Origin of the sequence: Agrobacterium sp., assembly GCF_032092815.1 — a bacterium.
Taxonomy (GTDB): Bacteria; Pseudomonadota; Alphaproteobacteria; order Rhizobiales; family Rhizobiaceae; genus Agrobacterium.
This window is the reverse complement of sequence record NZ_DAMDBP010000021.1, coordinates 1-11,341: the sequence shown is the minus strand read 5'-3', so window position 1 is coordinate 11,341 and position 11,341 is coordinate 1. Positions and strand designations below refer to the sequence as shown.

The 11,341-nt window shown below is 55.3% G+C and carries 7 protein-coding genes; all 7 read left to right on the top strand.

Annotated features, from left to right (window positions below):
- Positions 1 to 3,168 (top strand): vitamin B12-dependent ribonucleotide reductase (locus RT613_RS13885; protein WP_313616194.1); only part of this gene is annotated, 3,168 nt, incomplete at its 5' end.
- A gap of 724 nt (positions 3,169 to 3,892) precedes the next feature.
- Positions 3,893 to 5,521, top strand: a complete 1,629-nt coding sequence (locus tag RT613_RS13880; RefSeq protein WP_313616192.1) for an anti-phage dCTP deaminase — start codon at positions 3,893 to 3,895, stop codon at positions 5,519 to 5,521.
- A gap of 274 nt (positions 5,522 to 5,795) precedes the next feature.
- Positions 5,796 to 6,671 carry a carbon-nitrogen hydrolase family protein gene (locus RT613_RS13875; protein ID WP_313616190.1) on the top strand — a complete coding sequence of 292 codons (876 nt, stop codon included), beginning with the start codon at positions 5,796 to 5,798 and terminating at the stop codon, positions 6,669 to 6,671.
- A gap of 84 nt (positions 6,672 to 6,755) precedes the next feature.
- Complete coding sequence (locus tag RT613_RS13870) at positions 6,756 to 7,679, top strand: polysaccharide deacetylase (protein WP_313616188.1); 924 nt, start codon at positions 6,756 to 6,758, stop codon at positions 7,677 to 7,679.
- A gap of 92 nt (positions 7,680 to 7,771) precedes the next feature.
- A complete protein-coding gene (locus RT613_RS13865; RefSeq protein WP_313616186.1) occupies positions 7,772 to 9,574 on the top strand; it encodes an ABC transporter substrate-binding protein in 1,803 nt (600 codons plus the stop codon).
- Between the two features lie 541 nt (positions 9,575 to 10,115).
- Positions 10,116 to 10,793: a FadR/GntR family transcriptional regulator gene (locus RT613_RS13860; protein ID WP_313616184.1), complete on the top strand. Its 678-nt coding sequence runs from the start codon at positions 10,116 to 10,118 to the stop codon at positions 10,791 to 10,793.
- Positions 10,790 to 11,341: MFS transporter (locus RT613_RS13855; protein WP_313616182.1), on the top strand; the 552-nt coding region annotated here is incomplete at its 3' end. The genes RT613_RS13860 and RT613_RS13855, both read left to right, overlap by 4 nt.

The window sequence follows — 11,341 nt, the reverse complement described above, 5'->3', positions numbered from 1 at the left end:
GGCATCATGGATCTGTGGGTGCGTGAAGCCCGTCTGTTCAAATACGGCTCCGGCACCGGTTCCAACTTCTCCTATCTGCGTGGCGAAGGCGAAAAGCTTTCCGGCGGCGGCAAGTCTTCCGGCCTGATGAGCTTCCTCAAGATTGGTGACCGCGCAGCTGGCGCCATCAAGTCTGGCGGCACGACCCGCCGTGCGGCAAAGATGGTGGTTGTTGATGTCGATCACCCTGATATCGAAGCCTATATCGACTGGAAGGTGAAGGAAGAGCAGAAGGTTGCTGCCCTCGTTACCGGTTCCAAGATTGTTGCCAAGCACCTCAAGGCCATCATGAAGGCCTGCGTGAACTGTGAAGCTGACAATGGCGATTGCTTTGACCCTGCAAAGAACCCTGCCCTGAAGCGCGAAATCCGCGCTGCCAAGAAGGACCAGGTTGCAGAAAACTACATCAAGCGCGTTATCCAGTTTGCCCAGCAGGGTTACAAGGACATCGAATTCAAGACCTACGACACGGACTGGGATTCGGAAGCCTACCTGACTGTTTCGGGTCAGAACTCCAACAACTCCGTTTCGCTGAAGGATGACTTCCTGCGCGCCGTTGAAAATGACGGTGACTGGAACCTGACGGCACGCCGCGACGGCAAGGTCATGAAGACCCTGAAGGCCCGTGACCTCTGGGAAAAGATCTCCCATGCCGCATGGGCATCGGCTGACCCAGGCCTGCACTTCAACACCACCATGAACGACTGGCACACTTCGCCAGCCGCCGGTCCAATCCGTGCGTCCAACCCGTGCTCGGAATACATGTTCCTTGACGACACGGCCTGCAACCTTGCCTCGCTCAACCTCATCCAGTTCAAGGATGCGGCCACCAAGCGCATCAACATTGCAGACTACGAACACGCCGTTCGCCTGTGGACCGTTGTTCTTGAAGTGTCCGTGATGATGGCACAGTTCCCATCGCGCCAGATTGCTGAACGTTCTTACGAATACCGCACGCTCGGCCTCGGTTACGCCAACATCGGCGGCTTCCTGATGTCTTCGGGCATTCCTTATGACAGCGATGAAGGCCGCGCCATTGCCGGTGCCCTGACCGCCATCATGACCGGTATTTCCTACGCTACATCGGCTGAAATGGCTGGCGAGCTTGGTCCGTTCCCGGGCTTTGCACCGAACCGCGACAACATGCTGCGCGTAATCCGTAACCACCGCCGCGCCGCACACGGTCTGGCCTATGGTTATGAAGAGCTGTCGGTAAACCCGGTTGCCCTGATCCACGCAGATTGCACCGATCCTGACCTCGTCACCCATGCCATGTCGGCTTGGGACAAGGCGTTGGAGCTTGGCGAACAGCATGGTTACCGCAACGCCCAGACCACCGTTATCGCGCCAACCGGCACGATCGGCCTCGTCATGGATTGCGACACCACCGGTATCGAGCCTGACTTTGCGCTGGTAAAGTTCAAGAAGCTGGCCGGCGGCGGTTACTTCAAGATCATCAACCGCGCCGTTCCGGACGCCCTGCGTTCGCTCGGTTACTCCGAAAGCCAGATTGCTGAAATCGAGGCTTACGCAGTTGGTCACGGCAACCTCAATCAGGCACCGGCCATCAATCCGACCACGCTGAAGGCCAAGGGCTTCACCGATGAGAAGATTGAAGCCGTCAATGCTGCCCTGAAGAGCGCCTTCGACATCAAGTTCGTGTTCAACCAGTGGACACTGGGTGCGGACTTCCTGAAGGACACGCTGAAAGTTTCCGACGAGCAGCTGTCCGACATGAGCTTCAACCTTCTGGAGCACATCGGTTTTGCCAAGAAGGACATCGACGCAGCAAACGTTCACGTTTGCGGTGCGATGACGCTGGAAGGTTCGCCGTTCCTCAAGAACGAAGATCTTGCCGTGTTCGATTGCGCCAACCCATGCGGCAAGATCGGCAAGCGTTACCTCTCGGTTGAATCCCACATCCGCATGATGGCGGCTGCCCAGCCATTCATCTCCGGTGCGATCTCCAAGACGATCAACATGCCGAATGATGCAACGGTTGAAGATTGCGGCGCAGCGTACATGCTGTCCTGGAAGCTGGCGCTGAAGGCCAACGCCCTTTACCGCGATGGTTCCAAGCTGTCGCAACCACTCAATGCCTCGCTGGTTGAGGATGAGGACGACGAAGACGCACTGGAAGAGCTGATGCAGCAGCCAGTTGCGGCACAGGCCGTCACCATCACCGAAAAGATCATCGAGCGTGTTGTCGAGCGTGTCAGCCGCGAACGTGAAAAGCTGCCGAACCGCCGTCAGGGTTACACCCAGAAGGCTGCTGTTGGTGGTCACAAGGTTTACCTGCGCACCGGCGAATTCGGTGATGGTCGCCTCGGCGAAATCTTCATCGACATGCACAAGGAAGGCGCTGCTTTCCGTGCGATGATGAACAACTTTGCCATCGCCATATCGCTCGGCCTGCAATATGGCGTGCCTTTGGAAGAATATGTGGAGGCCTTCACCTTCACCAAGTTCGAACCAGCTGGCATGGTTATCGGCAACGACGCGATCAAGAACGCCACATCGATCCTCGACTACGTGTTCCGCGAACTCGCCGTGTCCTACCTTGGCCGCCACGATCTGGCGCATGTCGACACGTCTGATTTCTCCAACACGGCACTCGGCAAGGGCATTCAGGAAGGCAAGACCAACCTGGTTTCCACCGGCTGGACCCGCGGTTACAAGCCAACGCTGGTTTCCAACAGCGAACGCGCTTCCTCCGAGCCGAAGGGTGCAGCAACAGCAGCCCCTGCCCGTGCCTCGGCAAGCGTGACCTCGTTCAGCGGCAGCGCCGTGCGCAAGCTGGAAGTGGCAACCGCCGTTTCCACCTCTGAAATCGTCGCCTTCAAGCGCGATTATGAAGAGCGCGCCAAGGAACTGGCGGAAGAGATTGCCGAGGAATCGCTGGCAACCGAGAGCGAACAGGCCGCAACGGCCCTCTTCTCCGACAAGGCAGCTGCTGACGCAGCCTCTGCCAAGACGGAAGCCAAGAAGGTGGAAAACGAACGCCGCATGCGCTCGATTGCTCAAGGCTACACCGGCAACATGTGCTCCGAGTGCCAGAACTTCACCATGGTGCGTAACGGCACCTGCGAGAAGTGCGACACATGCGGCGCGACAAGCGGTTGCAGCTAATCAGTTCGCAATAGCGATATGAAAAGAGAAGCCCGGCATTGAGCCGGGCTTTTTTCGTTTTGGTGTTGTTGATGATAGACAAAAGTTCCAAAACAAGGCTGATGCAGATACAGCGTCCGTCAAGATGATCTCAAAAAGAGTTGAAACCGAAGCTTTGCAAGTGTGCTTGCCTCAGCAACACAGCAAAAACTATTACCAAATGCCAAAACCCCACAATGGAGCATATGGAGCTTGCACGAGGCACAGCACATTGGGAACAACCATCGGCTGCCACCTATTGGTGCGAAAATTTAGGATAAAAGAGTTGGCACACGTTTCTGACGTCGCGTCGAAGTAAATGAAAATCCCACTTCACTTTACATATAAAGTGAATTCGAGAAAACTTAGCTTATGAAAGCTATTTGGGTCGAGCGCGAGCGTCAATATAAGCAAGCTACAGGCTGATCCTGCTTTTTACCGTCCACTAGGAGACTGCAAGTCAGAATCGCGAATGACGTAGGGCCCTCTCAATGTCTCTGGTCGTTGCAGTACATTCTGTACAGCGTTCTGCATGATCGTACGCAACTCTTCACCACGCTCTTTGCTTGTGGATGAATCTTGTCTAGCTACGGTTGCACTCATCGCTGCACCTCCAATGATTTCCCCGACTCGAATATACATCGATTAACCAGGTCACGATATGATAATCCGGCCTAAGTCATAAAGTTCCCGTTAAGGAGCCATAATGGTCACTGCCGTAGTCGATAATCCAGAGATCGTAATAGGACTAGTTGGCCCCATAGGTGTCGACCTCAACGCAATCACCGGCTACTTGCAGGAAGCACTCCACAAAGTCCAGTACGAAAGCCGATTGATACACATTACAAGAGTGATGGAGGATATATTACCACAGGTTAAAGTGGACGAATCTTCCTACGGAAATCGATATCGATCTTTAATAAGACAAGCCGATCAAGTTCGGCAAGGTGCGAAAAACCATGCAGCTTTAGCCTGTCTTGCCATCGGTGAAATCCGGCGGGTTAGGCAGAAAGTGAATGGCATTTCTCAAGATCAGCCTGCGCTAGGTACAGCCTACATCATCCGCCAACTGAAGCGCGAAGAAGAGATAACTCTTCTAAGAGAAGTTTACGGTCGCAAATTTATTCAGGTGTCAGTGTTCTCCGATAAAGAGGAACGCCGTCGGGAACTGATAAAAAAAATCAAGGGATACGGCACCGGCATCATCGAAGAAGAAGACGCAGAAAAAGAAGCTATCGATCTTATCGCGCAAGATCATAACGAAGTTGATGAGGCCTACGGCCAACGTGTCTCAGATGTTTTCCATTTAGGTGACATTTTTGTTCCTGGCCAATATGGCAAGGAGGCGAAAGAAGTCGTTGAACGATTTGTAAACGCCTTCTTCGGTCACAACAGTATATCACCAACGAAGGCTGAATATGGCATGTACGCCGCAGCCGGAGCATCATTACGCTCGTTAGATTTGTCCCGTCAAATTGGAGCTGCAATATTTTCAGATCGAGGTGAGATAATCACACTTGGATGTAACGAGGTTCCCAAGGCGTTTGGAGGAACATATTGGTGTGATGACCCAATAGATCCACACCGTGATTTCGAGGAAGGTGAAGATGGTAACCACAGCCGGAAGCTACGTGTCCTTCATGATCTAGTTGAAAGAATGGGAAAACTTGGGTTTCTTTCAAATAATCTCACGGCTGAGGGCGAAACAACTGATCAAGTAAAAAAACTCATGACTGAGCGATTGATTTCCGATTCACGCATTATGGATATTATAGAGTTTGGGCGCATAATCCACGCCGAGATGTCCGCTATTACGGATGCAGCCCGCAAGGGTAAAGCATTATCTGACTCTATCATGTTCACCACCACATTTCCTTGTCACATGTGTGCTAAACACATTGTATCATCGGGTGTTCGTCGAGTTGTTTTCCTTGAGCCTTACCCTAAGAGCCACGCAAAGGACATGCATGCCGATGCGATTACCTTTTCTCCAGCTGAACGAGAGACAAAGGTTTTATTTGAGCCATTTATAGGAATCTCCCCACGGCGCTACCGTGATATTTTCGAGAAGAAGAAGCGTAAAGATTCCGACGGTAAGGCGACATCATGGGCGCAACAAAAACCTGTCCCGCGTATCGAAGATAAAAGCCCTTCATATATAGCAAATGAGGAACCAGCAATTTCCATTGTTGTTGATAAGATATTGAAACTTGACGATAATTTCCAACCTGCTTCGTCTTCCAAAAAATCTACATCAAGACTAGCGGTAAAGGCAGATTCCCAAGCAAAGCCTGCAACCATTCAGAAACGCAAACGTGCGACTCAGACAAAATAAAAAATGATTGAAACCACAGAGCTCGATGTAAATCCACTTCGACGCAGGCAACCGCTATCAAAAAATTATAAAGACGCTCACATGAGCACGGTATTTGTTGAAGTGAGAATTACACTTATTGGATACCCGACGTGTAGGTTGCCGGAGCAGCAACCGACAAAACCATGACGTCACCCGTACGCATTAAGGCGTATGGAGGCCTGCCCCCTCCGCGACTAGCCTTCCTCCATGGGCACTGCAGATCGCAGCCGCCACAGCATGTTAGGAGGAAACCATGCCACGTGAGGTCACCATATCGGCCTGCCAGTATCATGTGCGAGAGATCAACGGTTTTGAGGAGATGGAAGCGCGGGTTCGCACATTGCTCGATCAGGCAGCCGGCTCGGATATTGTCGTTTTCCCAGAGCTTTTCACCATCGAGCTGTTCACGACACTCAAGGACTGGAAAAACCGGCCGATTTCGGAACTGGTGCTGATTGACGAATTCACCAAAGACTACATCTCGCTGTTCAAGGACGAGGCGAAAAAGCGCGGCCAGTTCATTGCGGCCGGGTCGCATCTCGTCAAAGTGTCGGACGATCGTTTTGAAAACATCGCCTATCTCTTCGGTCCTGATAGCGAGAGATTTGAGCATGCCAAAACCCACATCTTCCCGGCCGAGGCCAACTGGTCAACGTCGGAAGGCTCCAAGATGGAAACCTTCCAGCTGCCGTTTGCCAAGGTGGGTTTCAACGTCTGTTACGAAACCGAGATACCGGAATGTTCGGCCGCACTGGTTGAACAGGGTGCCGAGATCATCCTGACGCCATCCGCCACCTTCACCGAGCAGGGTTTTTGGCGTGTGCGCCACTGCGCGCAATCCCGCTGCATCGAAAACCAGATTTATCTCGTGCATTGCTGCCTCGGTGGCCAGCCGGGCGGCCCTCTGCCAAACGGCTGGGCGAAAAGCTCGGTGCTCGGCCCCTGCGATCTGGCCTGGGCCAATGCTGCTGGCATCATTGCCGAAGCGCCGGCCAATGTTGAGACCACTGTCACCGGTACGGTCAATCTGGACCTGCTCTATGAGAACCGTGCAAGCGGTGCGGCAACCACCTTCAAGGATCGTCGCCGCAGAGCCGATCTCTACAGGGCGTGGCCTTCCCACCTCTAAAACCTTTTTCCAGACGCATGCCTGAAACGAAGCGCGACCTCTCACCGCGAGAGGCTTTGCACAACCCTGTCCAAGGAGGAGAAAATGGGTTCTTTGAAACTTCCTGCCGGTAAAAAGATTGCCGTTAATCTGGGCGTCGATTTTGATGCACAGTCGCTGTGGCTTGGCGGCTTCAACCGCCCGTCACCGTCATTCATGTCGCGTGGTGAATTTGGTGCAGAGGTCGGCACGCCACGGCTTTTGTCGCTGTTTAAAAAACACGATATCCGCACCACCTTCTTTACGCCGGCCCACACGGTCGACACCTTCCCGGCCGTCAACCAAAAGGTTTTCGAGGCGGGACACGAAATTGCCCATCACGGTTATTACCATGAGAACCCGACCCTGATCAGCCGCGATACTGAACGTCGGCTGATGGATCTGGCCTTTGCCACCTACAAGAAACATTTTGGCATTCGCCCGACCGGTTATCGTTCCCCTTATTGGGACTACAGCGACAACACGCTTGATCTCATTGAAGAGGCCGGTTTCCTCTATGACAGCAGCCTGATGGCACGTGACCTTGTTCCTTACCGTCCGCAGCGCTGGCAGGTGAACTGGGAAAAGGGCAATGTCGCCGGCCCTGCCAGCAAGGTGCTGGAAATTCCGGTCAGCTGGTATCTCGATGACTTCCCGGCCCTTGCCTATACCGGTAATCAGGAAGGCATGTCCGATACCGACGCCGTGCTGCGCCGCTGGAAGGACATTTTCGATTACGGTTATGCCAACCAGGAAAATGGCATTTATGCCATGGCGCTGCATCCGCAGATCATCGGCCAGGCGCATCACATGATCATGCTGGAACGGCTGATCGAGCACATCAAGGGCCATGACGGCGTGTGGTTTGCCACCTGCGACGAGATTGCCCGCGCATGGGTGGATGACGAAGAAGACCACCGCCGCATAGCGCTGCCGGATGCGCGTGGCGTCGCCCCAATGCCAGACGATTACAACTGGCCGGGCAAATAAGGCGCCCGTCGCATGGCTTGACTCTGGTGCGCGGCAGGTGAACCTTGTCACGCACTTTGCGTTATCAGCATGTTGCAAAGAGGGGCGCTGAGATGGATCCATCGCGAGACACACCGCGAGACAGTTGGCGATGTTTTGTCGATCACCACGGTGCGGTGGAGGAATTCGACGACCGCACCGGTGCGCACTATATAAGCGCCTTTCACGATGTGACCTTATATGCCCGCGCCCTGCTCGCCCTTGATCGGGACCGCATTGTTTTTCATCTCGCAGACCACCAGAGCCGCTGGCACCGGGTGCAGATTACTCAGGGGTCAATGCTGCGCGGCCGCCGTTTTGCCACCGTGCAGATGACGCTGGTAACCCCGCCCTTCAACCTTACCCTTCGTGAGCTGGATATTCTGACGCTGGTGGCGCTTGGCCTCAGCAATGAAAACATTGCCGTGCGGCTGGATATCAGCAAACGCACCACGCAAAAACATATCGAAAACCTGTTCGGCAAGATGCAGCTGTGGAGCCGCGCAGCGCTTGCCAGCTATGCCGTGCAGCAGGGCATATGCCGCCTGCCGACGCCCGGTGGTTCCACCGGCGGTCCGGCCCTTGGCCTCAGCGAAATCGAAGATGTTGCAGCCCGTCTGCCGGAGTTGAAATCTGAAGCTGCGGGTGATTTTCAGCCGTACGCCAGTCGCCAACCACGGCCCCATGCCTCGTCACGTGGCAACAAGGTGCGCCCGCTGATCATCGGCCTGCCCTTTGCCGGCAGTGGTCATGGGCAGACCGATTCCATCGAAATGCTGAACGGCGCCAAACTGGCGATCTCCGAAATCAACACACGGGGTGGCGTGTGCGGCCGGCCGGTTACGCTGGAAACCATATCTTTCGACAGTGGCGATCCGGCCAGCACGTTCGGCGCCTATCACGCACTGATCGAAAAGGAAGTGGATGGCATAACCGCCGGTTACGCCTGTTATTCCACCGCCGTTCACGACATTGTCGGTGAAGCGGGCATTCCTTATCTGCACGCTGCCACCATGCACCGGGCGGTGGAGCGGGTGCGCGACAGTCGGGCGCGGCTGGGCAATATCTTTCAGACCTGCGCCAGCGATGTGAATTACGGGGTTGGCCTTGCCCGCGTCGTCAACCAGCTGCAGGCGGCCAAACACTGGTGTACGCAGAAAAAACGCCTTGCCATTCTGCAGCCGCTCTGGCCCGATCTCGATATCGGCATGGAGTATCTCGAGGCGGAACTTGGCCGCCGTGGCTGGCAGATCGATGTCATCGAGGTTGCCTCCGATACCCCGGATTGCTGGCAACGGGCGGTGGACAAATTGCACCAACTCGACCCGTCGGTGATCATGCTGGCATCGTTTTTCGTGGAAGATGCCATCGCCTTTCAGCGGGCCTTTCTCGACAATCCGTTACGCGCCATCATCTACGATATTTACGGCCCTTCGGTGCCGCAGTTCCAGAGCGAGCTGGGTGCGGCCTCGGAAGGCGTTGTCTGGGCAACCACCAGCGGCCTTTATGCCGACCCGATTGCCGAAGGGTTTCGCGACCGTTACTTCAGGGCATTTGATGTGTTGCCCGGCAATTCGCAGGCCGGTCTTGCCTATGACCGGGTGCAGCTTTTGGTTAGCGCGTGGGTCCGGGCGGAGCATCCGCGCCTGTTTCGGGATGTGGCGTCCGAACTGCGCACCTCGATCAATCGTGGTGTGAACGGTTCTTATTTCTTGGGCAGTGAAGGACAGGTGGGCCTTGCCTATCCTGACGATACGCGCGACCAGTCAATCAGCCAGGCGCATCTGATTTTTCAGGTGCAGAACGGCCGCAACACCATTATCGGCCCGGCGCCTTATGCGACGAGCAGGATCAGAACTCCGCCCTGGTGTGCGTGAGGGGTGGGAACCCCATCATGGGGGTGCAATTCCGGGCGAGGTCTTAATGGTGACTGGTAGAGCAACGTCGGCGTCAACAATGGGCGCTGTAGAAGTATTGGACCCCTCACCTGAAAAATCTATGACTTAGCTGAAGCTAAGACCATGATTTTTCTTCCTCTCCCACAAGGGTAGAGGTAGGGGAGCGAGCGGCGCTCTTGCACCCATCATGAACGTTCAAGGTGTGTCCTGATGGTTGCTGCGACCTCCCTCTTCCCTGTCCTCGGGCTTGACCCGAGGGATATCACAGGGATCCAGCAGTCACGCGTCTGCGAGACGATAGATGTCTTCTCATCCCAAGGACTTGGGATGACTGGATTTCTGTGACAAGCACAGAAATGAGGAGCGTTTGGGGAACCGTTGGAGCGCACAATGAGCGTCGTGGACAGTAGTCAGACAAAACCCAACATCACCAACCGGAGACAACATCCCCACCTTGATGATTGACAAAACACCTGCACAGGCATAATCCAAATTCATCAGATGACTTTATGATTAGATCATGCAGAACCTTGAAAAAATCAGCCTGACGGAACGTGCCATCGACGCCATACGCAGCGAAATTCTGTCGCAGCGCTGGCAGGTTGGCGAGAAGTTGCCCAACGAAACCAGCCTGTCGGAGATGCTGTCAATCAGCCGTGGCACCGTGCGCGAAGCCGTGCGAGTGCTGGTGGCGCAAGGTCTGCTGGAGACCCGACAAGGCTCCGGCACTTATGTGCTCTCCAACACCGACATCAGCGGCCCGCTGACGCAGGCGCGCAGAGCCAGTCTGCGGGACCAGTTCGAGGCGCGGTGCGCGCTTGATGTCGAAGCCGCGCGGCTGGCAGCCATCCGCCACACGCCTGAGATGATTACAGAACTGCGGCGCCTGCTTGCTGAGCGTGGCAACTATGCCGGTGGTGACAAATCGTTGTTCATTGCCCGTGATCTGGCGTTCCACCGCGCTGTGATTGCCGCGTCCTGCAATCAGGCGATGATCGAAATCTACAATTTCTTCTCCTCCTCCATCGCTGAAACCATTGAGGCGACGCTTGACGAGGAAGTGCCTGAGCCTGACATGCAGGCCCATGCCGCCATCATTGACGCCATTGAAAGCGGTGATGCCGACAAGGCTTCCGCCGCCGTTCGCCGTTTCATGGCACCCGTTTTCTCCACCCTTGATCGATTGCTGCTTTCATGAATTCGCCCATCACAGTTTCCGCCGACCAAACCACGGTTGCGCATGCCAATCCGCTCGCCGACAGCCATGATGAGCCGCTGAGCGAAACCCTCGTTGATGCCGAGGTGGATAATGTTCCACCGCCTGCTCCGCCTGCGCTCAGCACCTTTGGTCGGGTCATTCTTGGTGCCAGCCTGGTGCTGATCGCCTTTAACCTCCGCCCGGTGTTTTCCAGTGCCTCGGCGCTGTTGCCGGAAATCCGCTCCGAGCTTGGCCTTTCAGCGCTGGGTGCCAGTTTCCTGACCACCCTGCCCGTTGTCTGCCTTGGGGCCTTTTCGCCGTTTGCACCGCGCTTGGCACAGCGTTTTGGTTCGGAATGGACGCTGCTTGGCGTGTTGCTGCTGCTGGCAACCGGCACGGCCCTGCGTGGTCTCTCCTCCATTCCACTGCTGTTTATCGGCACGGCGCTCGCAGGTGCCTGCATTGCCATCGGCAACGTGCTGCTGCCCGGTCTCGTCAAACGCGATTTTCCGAAACAGGCCGCCTTGATGACCGGCCTCTACACCATG

Bases quoted from the DNA above. Each gene is read 5' to 3' on its own strand.
- RT613_RS13880 (WP_313616192.1), top strand. From the start codon at position 3,893: ATGGTCACTGCCGTAGTCGATAATCCAGAGATCGTAATAGGACTAGTT.
- RT613_RS13875 (WP_313616190.1), top strand. From the start codon at position 5,796: ATGCCACGTGAGGTCACCATATCGGCCTGCCAGTATCATGTGCGAGAG.
- RT613_RS13870 (WP_313616188.1), top strand. From the start codon at position 6,756: ATGGGTTCTTTGAAACTTCCTGCCGGTAAAAAGATTGCCGTTAATCTG.
- RT613_RS13865 (WP_313616186.1), top strand. From the start codon at position 7,772: ATGGATCCATCGCGAGACACACCGCGAGACAGTTGGCGATGTTTTGTC.
- RT613_RS13860 (WP_313616184.1), top strand. From the start codon at position 10,116: ATGCAGAACCTTGAAAAAATCAGCCTGACGGAACGTGCCATCGACGCC.